The 15,012-nt window shown below is 47.0% G+C and carries 13 protein-coding genes; 3 read left to right on the forward strand and 10 right to left on the reverse strand.

The window, feature by feature from the left end; genetic code table 11:
* Positions 1-172: 172 nt before the first annotated feature.
* The 5 genes from AC4BAP_RS08335 to AC4BAP_RS08355 all read right to left on the reverse strand — a co-directional run bounded on the left by AC4BAP_RS08335 (position 173) and on the right by AC4BAP_RS08355 (position 8,008).
* Positions 173-2,293, reverse strand: a complete 2,121-nt coding sequence (locus AC4BAP_RS08335) for an ABC transporter substrate-binding protein (protein ID WP_490582170.1) — start codon at positions 2,291-2,293, stop codon at positions 173-175.
* Positions 2,294-2,418: 125 nt separating this feature from the next.
* Complete coding sequence (locus AC4BAP_RS08340) at positions 2,419-3,561, reverse strand: App1 family protein phosphatidate phosphatase (protein WP_490582171.1); 1,143 nt, start codon at positions 3,559-3,561, stop codon at positions 2,419-2,421.
* A 58-nt stretch (positions 3,562-3,619) separates the two neighbouring features.
* Complete coding sequence (locus AC4BAP_RS08345) at positions 3,620-4,450, reverse strand: M48 family metallopeptidase (RefSeq protein ID WP_490582172.1); 831 nt, start codon at positions 4,448-4,450, stop codon at positions 3,620-3,622.
* Between the two features lie 220 nt (positions 4,451-4,670).
* Positions 4,671-7,520 carry a M16 family metallopeptidase gene (locus tag AC4BAP_RS08350; protein WP_490582173.1) on the reverse strand — a complete coding sequence of 950 codons (2,850 nt, stop codon included), beginning with the start codon at positions 7,518-7,520 and terminating at the stop codon, positions 4,671-4,673.
* An 83-nt stretch (positions 7,521-7,603) separates the two neighbouring features.
* On the reverse strand, positions 7,604-8,008 hold the full coding sequence (locus AC4BAP_RS08355) for a hypothetical protein (RefSeq protein ID WP_490582174.1): 405 nt from the start codon (positions 8,006-8,008) through the stop codon (positions 7,604-7,606).
* A 157-nt stretch (positions 8,009-8,165) separates the two neighbouring features.
* Here AC4BAP_RS08355 and AC4BAP_RS08360 point away from each other — a divergent pair, with 157 nt between their 5' ends.
* The gene (locus AC4BAP_RS08360) at positions 8,166-9,245 is read left to right on the forward strand and encodes a DNA topoisomerase IB (RefSeq protein ID WP_490582175.1); all 1,080 of its coding nucleotides are present in this window, start codon (positions 8,166-8,168) and stop codon (positions 9,243-9,245) included.
* Between the two features lie 370 nt (positions 9,246-9,615).
* On the opposite strand, the gene AC4BAP_RS08365 is transcribed toward AC4BAP_RS08360, so the two are convergent.
* Both AC4BAP_RS08365 and AC4BAP_RS08370 read right to left on the reverse strand, forming a co-directional pair.
* The gene (locus AC4BAP_RS08365) at positions 9,616-10,236 is read right to left on the reverse strand and encodes a DNA-3-methyladenine glycosylase family protein (protein ID WP_490582176.1); all 621 of its coding nucleotides are present in this window, start codon (positions 10,234-10,236) and stop codon (positions 9,616-9,618) included.
* A gap of 144 nt (positions 10,237-10,380) precedes the next feature.
* On the reverse strand, positions 10,381-11,424 hold the full coding sequence (locus AC4BAP_RS08370; protein ID WP_490582177.1) for a threonine aldolase family protein: 1,044 nt from the start codon (positions 11,422-11,424) through the stop codon (positions 10,381-10,383).
* A 79-nt stretch (positions 11,425-11,503) separates the two neighbouring features.
* On the opposite strand from AC4BAP_RS08370, the gene AC4BAP_RS08375 reads away from it, so the two are divergent.
* Entirely contained in the window at positions 11,504-11,692 is a 189-nt protein-coding gene (locus AC4BAP_RS08375) for a hypothetical protein (protein WP_187065478.1), read from the forward strand.
* A gap of 129 nt (positions 11,693-11,821) precedes the next feature.
* On the opposite strand, the gene AC4BAP_RS08380 is transcribed toward AC4BAP_RS08375, so the two are convergent.
* Both AC4BAP_RS08380 and pyrE read right to left on the reverse strand, forming a co-directional pair.
* On the reverse strand, positions 11,822-12,319 hold the full coding sequence (locus tag AC4BAP_RS08380; protein ID WP_490582178.1) for a metallophosphoesterase family protein: 498 nt from the start codon (positions 12,317-12,319) through the stop codon (positions 11,822-11,824).
* A gap of 726 nt (positions 12,320-13,045) precedes the next feature.
* Positions 13,046-13,684, reverse strand: a complete 639-nt coding sequence (gene pyrE, locus AC4BAP_RS08385) for an orotate phosphoribosyltransferase (RefSeq protein WP_490582179.1) — start codon at positions 13,682-13,684, stop codon at positions 13,046-13,048.
* A gap of 109 nt (positions 13,685-13,793) precedes the next feature.
* Here pyrE and AC4BAP_RS08390 point away from each other — a divergent pair, with 109 nt between their 5' ends.
* Positions 13,794-14,474 (forward strand): NUDIX hydrolase, encoded by a 681-nt coding sequence (locus AC4BAP_RS08390; protein WP_490582180.1) that lies wholly within the window; start codon positions 13,794-13,796, stop codon positions 14,472-14,474.
* Here the strand turns inward: AC4BAP_RS08390 and coaD are convergent.
* Positions 14,428-14,907: a pantetheine-phosphate adenylyltransferase gene (gene coaD / locus AC4BAP_RS08395; protein ID WP_490582181.1), complete on the reverse strand. Its 480-nt coding sequence runs from the start codon at positions 14,905-14,907 to the stop codon at positions 14,428-14,430. The two genes, AC4BAP_RS08390 and coaD, sit on opposite strands and share 47 nt — an antisense overlap.
* Positions 14,908-15,012: the final 105 nt, after the last annotated feature.

Consider the following 15,012-nt stretch of genomic DNA (forward strand, 5'->3'; position numbering starts at 1 on the left):
TTCGGGATTAAAACTTAACAGAATGACAGAAGTTTTTTTACTTTTTTATTAGAATGAAACGGCCCTACCTCCTCGGAGGGTTGCAGGGGTGGGTAAATCCATTTTTAGAATATGATTCTCGCAACTTAAGTTAAGTCATCATTGACGTTTTTCTCATTTAAGCGGAGGTTTATCAGTTATAGGTTACCATGACAGCGGTAATGATAATGACAATAGCAGGGTACACGTAGAACTGGTATAGCCTGGCTAATTTATTTTTGATCGACTTGTCTTTCTGCTCTATAAACCGGAGAATTGAAGTGCCGATCAAAGAAGTGATCATGATATAAGTGAAAATAAAGAGCCTGTCAGAAATAGTGGCATATTCCATTTCAGGTTTATATGCAGAGAAGTACAGTGCTATGGATGCCAGCAACGATGTAACCTGTATCGCTTCCAATGTCTCGAACCTGCGCAACGGAATGAACACAGAAAAATAGGTAACGATCAGAATTACCAGCAGCGGGGTAAAAACCTTCAGGAAAAAATCAGCCTTTGTCCGGGAGAGCACATACGTATAGCTGAATTTATAAAACGGTATGTTCTGCTGCTGCTCTGTAAATGTTTTGATCGTCATGATGATGTCGTGGTCGTAGCCAACGTATTGTTTGTCATACTTCCAGCCTTTTAAATCAAACGAGGAATCAGATAATGCCGTGAGTGATGGCTGAATCAGGAAGGGGTTGGTTGCGCTTGCCGGCTGAAAATGGATCGCAAATTTTTGCTTGTCGAAGGGGTATTTGTTTAGGTCCGGTTCAAATAAGAATTTACCGGAAACTTTATACATGTAATCATATAGCTTTGGCTCTCCTTCCAGGTACTGCGTTTTTATCAGCTTGGTGTTAAGCAAATGCTCGTGGTTGGTCTCGCTGCGGGCCGCATTTGTAAAATCGATCTGCTGAATGGACACCGGGTTGGCCGAGGTGATCTCGAGGTAGAAAGTAGCATAGAACGACCCCTCTACATCGTTTACACGGTTAATCTCGTCCATGTCTATGTTGGTGTACAAAACCGGAACCGTTCTCAGGGTATCATTAGACCTTACGTATTGCTCCGGGGCAAGAATGGGGTTCTTTAAATTGGCAGGTTTCCAGGCAAGCAACACATCTCCGGCCTGAGCCTTGTTCTCGGTAAAATACCAGTCGTTGGTCCACCCCCTGTAAATGGTGGCACCGCTCATATATTTTTTTAAGCCGGCGTTAATTTTCTCCCTGATGTTTTCCGAATCATCTTTGCCAGACTTTGCTGCCTCGGCTATAAGACCTATACTATCTGCCAGCCTGGCCCCAAAATTTAATTGCAGTTCCAAGCCCGCTGTCGGCCTGATGTGGTCCAGGTAGGTGGGGATTTGCTCCTGCAGCCTAAGGTTAAACGTGCCTGGTATACCTACCACATTCAGATCGTATAATTCGCCGGCAATTTTATGGTCGGTGTGCGATATAACGAAGCCCAGATCACCCAGAGCAGTAAACACCGGTTTGTCTATGCCGGCCCTTCTTATTCGGGTTAACACCCTAGCGGTTATCTCATTTTCAAAAGAGAGTACTATAAGGTCTGGGTTACGCTTCTTAAGCTGTGATGCAATCGAATCAAGGGTGGCTGTATTGTCCAGCTGGCCGGGGCTGAACCATTGCTCCTGTACAATACTGTATCCGGGTATTTCCCTTTTGAGTTTATAAAGCCTGTTCAGCAAGGCGATACTGTATAGGTCACCTGTTTTACCTATAAATGCGGGCCTTTTAAATCTGGACTTGATAAGCAGGTCAAACCTTTCTTCCACATCTTTTATACTTAGCTCCGAAGTATACATTGTCGGGAACTGGTCGAAAAGCGGGGTAAGGGCATAGCCACCAATAAATGGAACCCTGGCAGGCCCCACAACTTCTGATATGGCTTTAGATCGGGTAGAGCTCCAGCAGCCAACGTAACCGATCAGGTTTTTGTCTTTGATGGTCTTTTGAACTATCTTTTTTGCAACAGCGGTGTCTCCTTTATCATCCAGGTAAGTTACCCGCAGTTCCCGACCATGTATACCCCCTTGCTGATTGATCTGCTCTACTTTTTTTGCAATCACGACCTGTATGATTTTCAGGTCATCTTTGGAGAGCTCCAGGTTATTAAGTATCACCCCGATGGTATAATGCTTTTTTAAAGGGATATTGATTTCAAAATGATAGTAAAGTATAAGCCCTATAACAATAGCTCCGGTTACTATTATTATAGTGCGCTTCGATGTTAATCCTCTGGAAACCATGGCACAGACTATAAGGTATAGCCTTTGGCTTTTGCTGCAAATGAAAACAGCGATCTATTAAAGTATACGAATACTTCTGGAAAGCGAAGGTATACCCAAGTTGTACGTAACCATGGGGGAAGTTTTTACTTATCCCCGGCCTCATCCACTAGGGCCTCTTTCTCTACTTCTTTTACTTCCTCTACAAAAATATACCCACAGTTTGCGGCATGTTCGGCTGCTGCTGCTGTGTCTTTTACCAGCAACATTTCTACTTCGCCTTCATCCTTTAGTTCATCAAAGATCTTCTCTACTTTTTGGGTATGCTTTTCTATTTCCACATCACGGATGTAAATAGCCATAATGCGCCCCGGGTGCTTTCGTACTACTTCGCGGTATATTGCGGCATCCTGCTGTCCGCTGTCGCCGATAAGTATAAAGTTGAGCTTAGGGTAAGTGATCAGGATGTTCTCGATCTCTTTATACTTATGGCTCATATGATCGGAGTGGCCCAGCTTGGTTTCATCTATACCGAAGTCGCGGAGCAGGAGAGGGCCCTGTGGGATGTCGTTCAATTCCAGAAAATGATAAAGCAGATCGTAATTGTTCCAGGGGCTGCTGCTCACGTAAAAGAAGGGGTTGTTGCGCTTGCCGTTCCGGCCAAGTTGCAGCGACTTGTAAAACTGCGACACCCCATGAAACGGAATGCGGGTGTGGGCATTGTTGAGCAGCACATTTCTACCGGTTTCCAACATGCTGGTAGCTCCGGTGCGCACGATCGTATCATCAATATCGGAAATAATGCCATACTCAGCATCAGGAGGCGGAACCAGGACATATGCCGTTTCTTTTATGCCAGGTTCAAAGCTTTTTACAGGTGCCTCTATCAATTCGATGTCAATAGGGTGCCAGATGTCCTCCAGTTCAAGTGGCCTTTGCGGCTCAATGTTCAGCACAAAATACCCTTCGGCGTCGGTGGTGATCTCATGCTTTTTGCCTTGCAGGGTAAGCTGCACACGTGCATTAGGTATCTCATCGCTTTCAAAACGGCGGTACATGTTCAGCAGGTTTTCCCAGGTGGTCTGGTTTTCTTCAGAGTGCTTGATGCCTTTGTCTACCAGCACACGGCCCTTTACATACAGGCGCTCCGGGGTGCCATAGCTGCGGTAGGTCATGATGTGCAGCGGCCGGTTCTGCCATAGTTTGTCTTTTAGTTTAAAGGTGAGATGGTCTATTTTCTCTTCTGCTTTAAGTATGGTTCCGGCCAGTTTTTCTTTTATCTTTTTCATAGTGTCAGGTGTTGTCTAAATAAAAATGCCTGCTGGTATGGCAGGCATTTTCAGAGTCTTAGTTCAGGGCATTTTTCAGCTGCTGAAAATCGGTGTCTGCCGCTGAGGTTGTTTTACAGCCTTTTTGCTGTGCAAGTTGCTGTATGTTCTGAATTCTGTTTCCCGGGTCGGGGTGTGTGCTCAAAAATTCAGGTGGGTTGCTCTGGTTTGCGGTCTGCTGCATTTTAATAAAAAAACCAGCCGTTCCGTCGCAGGCATAGTGGTTGGTACCAGCCAGGTAATCCACAGAAGTATTGTCGGCCTCAGTCTCAGCATCCCGGCTAAAGCGCAGACCCGCCAGGGAGCCTGCCAATTGTGCGGCAATGGTACGCAAGGTGCCCGGGTCGTTGCCCAACGCTACCGATAACAGTATGGCGATGCCATAATCGCGTTGCAGCTGCTTTACACTGTGGCGTTTGTCGGCGTGTGCGATCTCGTGTGCCAGCACCCCGGCAAAATGGTCCTCGTCCTCCAGGAACTTAACCAGTCCTGAGAAAACATAAATATGGCCCCCCGGCGTGGCAAAAGCATTAAGCTGGTTGTCGTCTCTGATGATCTTCACCGTCCACGGGAATTCCGTTCTATACTTTACCTGACCCGAGTTGAGCACGCGGTTCACAATGCGGTCCAGGCTTTGGTAGGCTTGTTGTGTTTTGGTATTGGTACTGTTGCGTTCCAACAATTTGCCCTGTGCCCGGTACGTGGAGTCTACCTGCCGCGATACCTGCTCACCAAGCCGTATGTCGTCCTGGATAGAGAAAATAACGCCGTCGTTTTCTTCGCAGCTGCTGAAGAACAGCAAACTGCAAAATGCAAAAATGCAGAGTGGGAAGTATGCGAGTTTATTCATAAAGTATGTTTCTGATTTTTAATGCAACGAAGTATGCGCTCATAAATTACGCTACCCCGACTGTTGGTTCAAAAATAGTGCTAAAATTTAGCTGCAAGCAACATACGTCAGAAACAAAGCAGTTTGTTACAGTGTGGCTGCAAAGTGTGGGCTTAAAAATAAGTGCAATAAAAAAGTCCCCGGAAATTTCCGGGGACTCTTCTAAAGTGTAGTATGTATCTTATTTTACGGATGAGCTCCCGATCGGGTTGCCATTCGCGTCCAATTCGACAACTTCATACTTCAGCGCCTGCAGTTTGGCTAGCACTGTTTTCTTATCACCCACAACTACAATGTGCATGTTGTTAACCGGCAGGTACTTGGCTGCCAGCGCATCAATGTCTTTCTGGGTAATGCTGTTCAGAATATCGGTTTGCTTCTTAACGAAGTCTTTGCTCAGGTCATACTCAATAATACGACCCAGGAAACCGGCTTTCTGGCCTGGCGTCTCATACTTACGCGCATCCGACTGACCAATGGAGCTCTTCATGAACTTCAGCTCATCTTCGGTAATTCCGCTTTGGTTAAAGTTGATCAGCTCTTTCATGAACTCAGTTACAGACTCGGCAGTGGCATCGGCACGAACGCCGGCAGATGCGGTAAACGTACCGGCATACTTGCTTCCGCTAAATCCTGAACGGGCACCATAAGTATAACCTTTGTCTTCGCGCAGGTTCAGGTTAATGCGGCTGTTAAACGCACCACCCAATGCATAGTTCATCAAACCAAGTTTATAGAACTCGCCGGTAGCATCGTAAGGCATGCCCACATAACCAATTCTGATCTCAGACTGTGCTGCGTCTGGCTTGTCAACGAAGTAGATGCGTGTTTTCTCGATAGCCGGTGCTTTTGTATCAGCTACCAGTTTCACGTCTTTCTTCTTCCAGTTTTTCAGGAAGGCAAGCTTCGGCATGATCTCTTTCTCTGTGATATCGCCAACCACAACAAGGTTAGCCACAGAAGGAGAGTAGTTGTCCTGGTAGAACTTCTTCACATCATCAAGCGTGATGTTTGCAACAGTTGCCGCCGTACCAGAAGAAGGCATGGCCGCGATGTGGTCAGCACCATAAAGCAGTTTGCTGTACACGTTGCTCGCGATCACGGTTGGCTGCGTTGCCTGGTTGGCAATACCTTCCAGCTGCTGCTTCTTCAAACGGTCAAAGTCGTCCTGGTTAAACTTAGGTTTGAACATACGCTCTTCCATCAGGGCCAGCGTCTTGTCCAAGTTTTTCTTCAGCGTCTGCACAGAGATCACAGTTTCCTCAGACCCGGAGAACACGCGCACAGAGCTACCCAGTTTGTTAAGCTCGTTGGTGAAGTCCTCTGAAGTATAGTTTTCTGTGTCCTCGTTTAGCATGGCAGCAGTCAGGGAGCTAACACCTGCTTTGCTCATGTCTTTGGCAGAAAGGCGGTGACCACCTGCAATCGTAAGCTGTAAGGTTACCGTTGGTATTTCATCAGACTTTGTACCGATAACTTTCAGGCCGTTCTTGAACTTTGAAGTATAATAGTTAGGCACAGCTACAACCGGGTTGGCGCCGATCTCAGGACGCTTGCTGCGGTCAAACGTGTCAACTGCTTTGGTATACTTCAGGCCGCTGTACTCGTCGGCAGCAGCCACATAACCATTTGTAGAAACAGTGTAGTTGTCAGCTTTGGCTACCATGTCGGCTTTGCCTTTTGGCACCACGCTAAGTATAACGGCATGCTTGCCTTTAATGTACTGGTTGTACACGCGCATTACATCCTCTTTTGTAACCGAGTTGATACGCTTGATCTCCTCCTGGATGTAGTTCGGGTTGTTGCGGAATGTCTCGTAGGCAGCCAGCTGCGATACTTTGCCGCTTACGCTTGCCATTCTGTTGATCAGGCTGCTCTCTGCCTGCGCCTTAAAGCGGATCAGGTCGTCATCGGTTACGCCACGCTGCTCAAACTCGGCGATAGACTTGCGAAGCAGGGCTTCCATGTCTGCCAGTTTGGTTGTAGGGTAAGAAGTAACAGAGATGCCGAACTCACCTGCAAGTTCAGAAGTTGAGTTGGAAGCAGAAGCTGAAAGGGCCTTCTGGTCTTTCACAAAATTCTTGTAGAAGATAGAGTTTCTGCCCTGGCCAAGTACTTCAGCCAAAATATCCAGTGCCGCCTCGTCTTTGTGTCCAGCCTCCGGGGTAGGGAAGGTCATGCGTAGCAGCGGGAAGCGCACGTTGTCCTCGTAAGAAACGTAACGGTCTTTATCCAGTGTCGGCACCATTGGTTTCATGTCCTGTACGGCAGGGCCGGCAGGGATAGAGCCAAAGTACTTCTCAACCAGCTTTACAACTTCCTCAGGCTTCACATCTCCGCCAACGGTTACAGTAGCGTTGTTAGGGCCATACCAGCGCAGGAAGAAGTTCTTCAGGTCGTTTACGTTAACACGGTTCAGGTCCTCGATGTATCCGATGGTAGTCCAGGAATAAGGGTGGCCATACGGGTACAGGTTCTTAGAGGTCATTTCATACACCAGACCATAAGGACGGTTGTCGTAGTTCTGTCCACGCTCGTTCTTTACGGTTTCGCGCTGTACCTCAAATTTCTTCTGCGTTACGGCATCAAGCAGGAAGCCCATGCGGTCTGCTTCCAGCCAAAGGGCTGTAGCCAGCTGGTTGCTTGGAAGTGTCTCAAAGTAGTTTGTTCTGTCGCGGTTTGTGGTTCCGTTCAGTGTACCTCCCGATTCCGAAACGATCTTGAAGTGCTCCTCATCGGCCACGTTATCAGAGCCCTGGAACATCATGTGCTCGAAGAAGTGAGCGAAGCCAGACTTTCCTACCTCTTCACGGGCTGAGCCCACGTGGTAAGTTACGTCAACGTGCACCACCGGGTCGGAGTGGTCTTCGTGCACGATCAGGGTAAGGCCATTGGCCAGTTTATACTTTGAGTAAGGAATTACCAGCTCATCGCCTTTTTTGGTAACCCTCTCCACAAGCTTTGTTTGAGCTTCGGCAGCACCTACAATGCTGGCCGTAAGCACAATGCTCATACCAAGGTGTTTGATCATGTTAGTGTTGTTATAAAGTAGAGTTATTTCAATCAACAATATAACACAAGGCGATCACTCACCAAAATAATATAGACGAACAGCTATTTTGTTTCTCTTAACACCTGTTTCCCGAACATTACCGAAACCGTTAAGGTAAGCAGCGCTATTACCAGCATGGCTGTTGTTAATAGAAATGCCATGCCTGCTGTTTCGGTTGTGGTGGTTTCCTGGGCATCTTTAATAAGGCCTAGCAAACGTATAAAATAGGTGGCGGAGCGCCAGCCCAGCAACAAGGTCAGCAAAGCGGCTTCTGCGGTGCCAAGTATAAACGCCCATTTGTGGCCCCGGTTCAGGAAGTGCCCGGCTGTTAAACCGATCAGTCCGCCGGCCGCGCCTGTTATCAGGGCGGTTCTGGCCTGTTCGCCGGCCAGGTCTACGGCCACGGCACCACAGGCAAGCATAAAGAAACCAAAGAAAGCGTAGAGGTAGGAGATGTTTTTATGCATGGCAGTCGGTGCTTTTGGTTTGGGTGATACTGCAAATATAAGTGAGTTTAAATGATCAAACCACCTGCTGTGCAAGTATACTAAAGCAGGATGCAAAACTTTTACGGGCAAGTTAAGTATGATTTGCTTGAAGTAATTTACCTCTTAGCCGCTTGTAATGGCAAAAAAAAACGCAATACACGAATTATATGCCGACCCTACAAAATCTGCCGCCGGGGCCGGTCTGCGCTATACCTCCGACAGTAAACCAGGGTACACCCGCAAAAAGGCCGGTAAAGGCTATACTTTTCTGGATGAGCATGGCAATAAGATAACAGATGAGAAAGTACTGACACGCATAAACGCACTGGTAATTCCGCCTGCATGGACCGATGTCTGGATCTCAAAATCGCCGAAAGGACACCTGCAGGCTACCGGCCGAGATGCCAAGGGGCGTAAGCAATACATCTACCACCCGCAGTGGCAGCAGGCCCGGAGCCTGACCAAGTTTGGTCGCATGATCGCTTTTGGCAAGTGCCTGCCAGACCTGCGCGAACAGATAAAGCACGACATTGCCTCCCGGCAACTAGACCGCCGAAAGGTAACGGCGCTGGTGCTCTCTATCATGGACAGCGCACTTATTCGAATTGGGAACAGGCATTATGCCAAGTCAAACAACTCCTATGGCCTTACCACCCTACGCGACAAGCATGTAAAGTTTAACGGCAGCAGCATAAAGTTCTCGTTCAAGGGCAAGAAAGGAGTAGAGCATGAAATTGACCTGAAAGACCGCAGACTGGCCAGGTTGGTGAAGAAGTGCCGCGATATTCCGGGGTATGATCTGTTTCAGTATTACGATGAGCATGGCGAACGTCATACCCTTGAGTCGGGGGATGTGAATGAGTATTTACGAGAGGCAACAAAGCATGAATTTACGGCTAAGGATTTCCGGACCTGGGGTGGCACTGTGCGCATGGTGGAGTGCCTGGAAGCGGTACAGCACGAAAATCCCGATCTTAACAAAGAAAAGAGTTTACGGGAGGCTGTAAAGAAGGTGGCAAAGGGTTTAGGAAACACCCCAAGCGTTTGTACGAAGTATTACATACACCCAGAGGTTGTAAACCTGTTTAAAGAAGATAAGCTGTTAAAATACTTGCAAAAGCACGATGCTACTACCTCTAAAACAAAGCACCTTTCCAGTACAGAAGAACTTGTGCTGAAGATGCTAAAAAGAGTTGCAAAAGGGACCGGTGATTAAGGTGATTTTGACAGGTGATTAAAGGGATTTGAATGATTTAAGTGATTTTTGAGTTAACTAGAGTTAAAGTTATGCCGCACGTTTAGCGAAGCGTAACTTGTGGCTTACCATGATGCCAGTTTGTAACTTGCTTTCTTCGAGAACAAAAAAAATAGTATTTGTAAAGATTCCCCTTCTCGGAGGGGCTAGGGGTGGATTCCGCATAGCCAAAGTATAAAGTATAGCTGCAGCCTTTGGGTTATTGCTTTTTCAAAGCAAAGCAGTTGAAAACTGCTGCCATCATTAGCCACAAGTTACGCTTCGCTAAACTTGCGGCATAAAAGGGATTTAAAATCCTTAAATCATTCAAATCCCTTTAATCACAGGTCAATTACTTAGGCATGTTGTTCAACGACTGCCATAAATATTTGCTGGCGATGGTGCGGTAGGGGCGCCATACTTCCGCGATCTGCTGCATCTGTTGTTTTAATGCTTTACCGCTTTCCGAAAGGTTGTAATGGCGCTTCATGGCATTCTGAATTCCCAGGTCATCCAGAGGCAGGACATCCGGCCTTTCCAGGGCAAACATCAGCAACATCTCTACTGTCCAGCGGCCAACGCCTTTTATCTGGGTAAGGTGTTGTATCAGTTCTTCATCCGGCATGGCATCAACTGTAGCATGCTGCAGTTTACCCTCAGCTGCAAATACCGCCACATTGCGCACATACCCGATTTTCTGAAATGAGAGTCCGGCACCTCTCAATGTTTCGTCGGGTGTGTCCAGTACCAAATGCGGGTGCGGATAAGTTTCCGGGAACAGCTCTGTGAATCTCCTGAAAATGGTTGCGGCAGCTTTGGTGCTCAACTGCTGCGACACTATGGAACTCAGCATCTCAAAGTATAGATCTTCAGATTTTGATGATCTGAGCGGCTGGCCCTGCTGTATGATTCCTGTAATTATTGGGTCTTGGGCAAAAACAGCCATGATCTCGGCTGAAGGGAAGGAGGACATAGTTTTATTGAGTTAAGAGTTATGAATGTGGGTAGCTTTGCATGTTGCTTTGTTCACAGCGAGAAATCCAGTATTTAACTCAGGTTCAGATTTCTCGCTGTGGCCAAAAGGACAGTTTATAAAGTATACTTTAAGCTGATGGATCTATACCGCTACCTGCTGCTTGCTCAATGATTTGAGAACCTGCAAAGTATGGTCCTGCATTTCTTCCGTGATATCCAGGTGGGTTACAAAACGGATCATTTGCGGGCCAAAGGCAGCTGCGCGTATTCCCTGCTTCGCCAGGGCTTCTACAAAGGCAGCATCCGTATACTTATCGTTCAGTTTAAAGATCACGATGTTGGTTTCTACAGGCAATACGCTTTCAACATAATCTGTTTGTAGCAGGGTCTGTTCAATGGCTTTCGCCTTGCGGTGGTCTTCCTGCAGCCGTTCTACATTGTTATCCAGGGCATAGATACAGGCCGCTGCCAGGTAACCTGCCTGCCGCATGCCACCACCGAAAACTTTGCGTACACGCCGGGCCCTGTTAATGAACTCTTTGGAGCCTAACAACACAGACCCAACCGGTGCACCCAAGCCTTTTGAAAGGCAAACCGATATACTGTCAAAGTATAAACCGTAGTCTTTGGCTGCATCGCCGGAGGCTACAAGGGCATTGAAAACACGGGCTCCATCCAAGTGCAGTGCCAGGCTGTGGCGCTTGCATACCTCCGAAATGGCCGCGATTTCCTCTAAAGTATAAAATGTACCGCCGCCTTTGTTGCAGGTGTTTTCTAAGGCTACCAGTTTTGTTTCCGGGAAGTGCACATTATTCAAAGGACGAATATTTGCCTCGATCTGCTCCGGTGTCATTTTCCCGCGGGTACCGTGCACCAGCGCCGTAGATGCACCGGAGTTAAAGGCTATGCCGCCACCTTCGTATTGATGGATATGTGCTGTAATGTCGCAGATGACCTCTGTAAGTGGTTGGGTATGTACCTTAATGGCGATCTGGTTTGTCATGGTGCCGGAAGGGCAGAAGAGGCCAGCCTCCATGCCAAACATAGCAGCGGCTTTTTCTTCCAGGGCATTTACAGTGGGATCTTCTCCGTACACATCGTCGCCAACCGGGGCGGCAAACATGGCTTGCAACATTTCCGGGGAGGGTTTTGTAACGGTGTCGGAGCGAAGGTCTGTTATGTTCATATCAATTTGATTCAGAAAAATACTTTACTTTGTAAAAATAATAACTTACTTTTGCCCTTCAAATTTAAATTTTGCAACGATGGGAGTTACTAGACTTAAAAGAAAAGACCGTAAAAATAAGGCAAGAGCAAACAACAAGGTTGCCAGAATTAAGCAGCTATTGTTAACACCAGTTATCAAGAATGTTGACATGGACGAGCTAAGAGCTCAGTTCGGTGAAGCTCCAAAGAACAAAAAAGAAACAACTGAAGAAACTTCAGCTGAGTAGTCTTTTTACGGCAAAGTAAAACCATCTGCCTGCCAACGCTGTGAAAGCTTCGGTTGGCGGGTTTTCAAAAGACTTCAAGGTGTGTTTGCTAGAGCAGGCACACTTTTTTTATTTTATACTTGCCTGGTTCTAAGCGCGCTTGCCCAATTCTATTACCTGAAGGTTTTTTACATGGCCTTCTTCCACATCAAACCGCACCATTGTCCGGACCTTATGAAAGCCGTGTTTTCCTGCCGCCCCGGGATTGATATGTAACAGGTTGCCAAGGCTTTTATCTGTCATTACCTTGAGTATGTGCGAGTGGCCTGTAATGTATAATTGTGGTGGGTTATCTTTTATACTTTGGCGCACATCGGGGTGATACTTGCCCGGGTAGCCGCCAATATGCGTCATCATCACATCAAGGCCATTCACAGTAAAGCGGTTTACCTTTGGGTGGACCTGCCTGATACTGGCATCATCAATATTACCATAAACGCCTCTTAAAGGTGCGATCTCACTCAGCCTGTCCGAAACTTCCATACTTCCGAAGTCACCCGCATGCCAGATCTCGTCACGGTCTGATAGCAGTCGGATTATTTGCTCGTCGAGGTAGGAGTGGGTATCGGAGAGGAGGCCTATTTTCATAATTTGTTTTGGAATGGGTAATGTGATTGAGTGAATATAGCTGTTTTTTGACTTTCTATCTAGCTGCTTTTATTCCGCAGTCTCATTTGCCTATCATTTCATAGTTGGCTTTGGTGTGCTCAAGGTGGAGGAAGGGGCCCTCTTTTAGCGTGGCCTCGCCATTTAGAGCACGTAATTTACATTTCTGTCTTTCTATCTAGCTACTTTTATTCCTAAGTCTTACTTGCCTACCTTTTCACCTCTGGCTATGGCGCGCTCAAGGCCGCGTGGCCTCGCCTTCGGGCATCGCGCTGTCTATTGAAGCTGCCTAACGGCTGCCCAAGCGGGCACCGCAACAATAGAAGGCGCTCTTTATCGAGGGCCCCTTCCCCCACCCAAAGGCTGGTATGGACACTTCTTCGTAAGTGGCTGTCGCAACTGGCTAGCAAGTATAAAACAGCAATTGCAGAAACTCCCCTCCTTAGACAAGTCTCGGATCCCGGACTTGATTCGGGAGAGGGGCAGGGGTGGTTTGACCCGGCTCTACAGAGATTCCCCTCTTGAGAGGGGTGCAGGGGTGTGTTTACACCTTTGTAGGGACAGGTCGCGACCTGTCCGTGGAATTGCAGAAGCTATGAAAATTACATTTCAGATATTTCACCGCAGAAATCCCAACCCAAATCATTAAGACTTAGAACTACTACAGGATATTCACATAAATCAATTAAATCCCCTTAATCACCGGTCCTATACACCCCAGCTCTCCGGAGATTTTCTCCAGTCAGCCAAGGTATCCATGGCACTTTCAGGTATGTAGCCATTGGCAAGTGCAGCCTCTGTAAGCGCATTGTAATCGCTCAGGCAATGTAGCGGGATACCCGCATTCTTGAAATTTTCTTCTGCCACGGCAAAGCCATAGGTAAAGATGGCGGCCATGCCCACAACCTCGGCACCTGCGGCTCTAACGGCTTCAGCGGCTTTAAGGGAGCTGCCACCCGTTGAGATAAGGTCTTCCACTAACACCACTTTTTGTCCCTCCAGCAAACGGCCTTCTATCTGGTTGCCCATACCGTGCTTCTTAGGCTCCGGACGCACATACAGAAAAGGCATTTCCAGGCAATCGGCTACCAAGGCTCCCTGGGCTATACCTGCCGTGGCAACACCGGCAATAGCTTCGGCATCCGGAAAAATTTTTCGGATAAGTTCTGCCAGCTGCTGTTTTATATAACTGCGGATATACGGGAAGGAAAGCGTAACGCGATTGTCGCAGTAAATAGGTGAGTTCCAGCCGCTGCTCCACTTAAACGGCTGCTCTGGTCTTAGTTTTACGGCCTCTGTCTCTAACAAGTATAAGGCTACCTGATGTGCTGTGTTCGTAGAATCCATGGGCCGAATTTACGTAAATAATCTTCCTTTTTGAGTCGGGAGGCTTTGATTAACGTTGTTTTTTTATCTATTTGTGTAAATTTCGCTTTCATCTGACGTATCAAACTGCATGAACGTTTTCATTAACGATATTCCGCTGATCCTGAAAAAAGCATCTGAAAAGGTGTATAAGCATGAGTATGACCTCATTCTGAAATCTTCAGAGCATTTTACCTCCAAAGACCTTATCGGGGACGTGCTTATAAAAGAAGCAGATCCCGTGCTCATTGATCGCCTGGTACGACTGATGGAAGTTAAAAAGCTAAAAAAATTACGCTCTTTAACGCTGGTTACTGATAAAAAGAAACGACTGATCGAGCACTTGAAAGACCAGTTCAAGATTGTGAAGGCAGCCGGAGGTTTGGTGGTGAAAGATGGCAAGATTCTGATGATGTACCGCCTGGGCGTTTGGGACCTGCCAAAAGGCAAGCTGGACAAGAAAGAAAAAGTGAAGGACGGTGCTGTGCGTGAAGTAGAGGAGGAGTGTAACATTAAGGTGGAGGTGCTGGAAAAACTACCTAAAACCTGGCACTCTTATGCTTACAAAGGCAAAAAGATACTGAAGAAAACCAGCTGGTTTTTGATGAGCTGCTCCGACGACAGCCTGATGAAGCCACAGGCCGAAGAGTTTATTGAGGAAGTGCGCTGGATGACACCGGAAGAGGTGCTACAGGTGTTGCCGAATGCCTATACTTCGATCTCCTTTATTGTGCAACACTACCTGCAATCTCAGAAAACCGGAAAGGTATAAATTCATCCACGTTGCCCCCGAATCTGTGGATCTCACGGATGATGGAAGAGCTAATGGCGGCTAACTGCGGCGAAGTGATCAGGAAAACACTTTCCAGGTCGTGGTTTACATGCTTGTTGGCCTGCGCAATAGTGTTTTCATACTCAAAATCAGTAGTGTTTCGTAGTCCGCGCAGTAAGAACTGTGCACCTTTTTCGCGTGCGTATTCCGCTGTCAGGCCTCTGAAAGTTTCTACTTTAATGTTCGGCTGATCAGCAAATATACGCGTCATCACCTCAAACATCTTTTCTACGGGTATGTAACGTTGCTTGCTGCTGTTATTCCCAATGGCTACTATCACCTCATCAAACAGTTTCGCACCACGCATCACCACATCGTAATGTCCGTTTGTAAATGGGTCAAAAGATCCGGGAAAAAGAGCGATGCGTTTCATGTAATTTTAATTGTTAAATTGTTGTATTGTTAATTGTTATTGAGGGATAGTTATTAATCGCAGCCTGTTTCTATTGATGGCTTTTAAATAGGCTCTTAAGTTGTA

This window comes from Pontibacter sp. GD7 (assembly GCF_058216375.1).